The organism is Mesorhizobium sp. M7A.F.Ca.US.014.04.1.1, from assembly GCF_003998745.1.
Taxonomy (GTDB): Bacteria; Pseudomonadota; Alphaproteobacteria; order Rhizobiales; family Rhizobiaceae; genus Mesorhizobium; species Mesorhizobium ciceri.
In genome coordinates this window covers 1-896 of sequence record NZ_RZRW01001184.1, presented here as the reverse complement: position 1 = coordinate 896, position 896 = coordinate 1, and the positions used below count along the sequence as shown (strand labels likewise).

The 896-nt window shown below is 59.6% G+C and carries 1 protein-coding gene; it reads left to right on the top strand.

What is annotated here, in order from left to right; translation table 11 throughout:
- Nucleotides 1–171: 171 nt before the first annotated feature.
- A complete protein-coding gene (locus tag EOA22_RS35450; protein WP_013525374.1) occupies nt 172–618 on the top strand; it encodes a pyridoxamine 5'-phosphate oxidase family protein in 447 nt (148 codons plus the stop codon).
- Nucleotides 619–896 lie beyond the last annotated feature (278 nt).

The window sequence follows — 896 nt, the reverse complement described above, 5'->3', positions numbered from 1 at the left end:
TCTCCCCATGATCTGGGGAAGCGGCAAGCAGCGCCTTGATTTAAATCATTTACGAAATTGCCGCCTATGCCGCTGCGGACGAGCGGCAAGCTGCCTTGATTGCGATCAATGACAGCTCCGGCGGCTGGGCCAACAGTCTGTTGGACGACCAATAGACTCAGGAGATCACACATGCTGATCCGCACATTATCCGCCCTGGAATGCACGAAATTGCTGACCGCCAACCGTGTCGGTCATCTGGCATGCGCGAAGGGTGGGCAGCCCTACGTGGTGCCGGTGCACTATGCGCACGCCGACAATCATCTCTACGCGTTTTCCATGCCCGGCAAGAAGATCGACTGGATGCGTGCCAATCCCCTGGTGTCCGTCCAGGTGGGTGAACGCGGCCAGGGCCGAGGCTGGAGAAGCGTCGTCGTCGATGGCCGTTATGAGGAACTGCCGGACCGGATTGGCCACAAGCTCGAGCGTGACCATGCATGGGCGATGTTGAGCAAGCACGCCGCTTGGTGGGAGCCCGGCGCCCTCAAGCCACTTATGCCTGCGGTGTCGGACAGTGCACCCCACGTTTTCTTCCGTATCTTGATCCAGCAGGTGTCGGGCCGCGAAGCAAGTGAATAGCTTTCTTCACTGCGGCGACCAGCGCTGGACCGATTCAGGAGGAGCGGCTCTAGGTAGTTTCCCGTAGGGACATAACCGAATTTCGCGACCCGCGGATTCGCGCGATTGCTGTGTCACGGATAAAACGGGAAAACAGCCATGCACGCCTACACCTCCTTCAGAATTTCGCTGCCGTCACGGTCTGCCCAGCCCAACCTGCCGGAGGCTTTTGAGCCCGCACTGCTGCAACCACTCAGCTTCTATCCCGCAGGCGCGGAAATCTACGCCCAGGGCGAGAA

What these genes read in the sequence shown, in the direction of transcription:
- EOA22_RS35450 (WP_013525374.1), top strand. Translation starts at nt 172, where the DNA reads ATGCTGATCCGCACATTATCCGCCCTGGAATGCACGAAATTGCTGACC.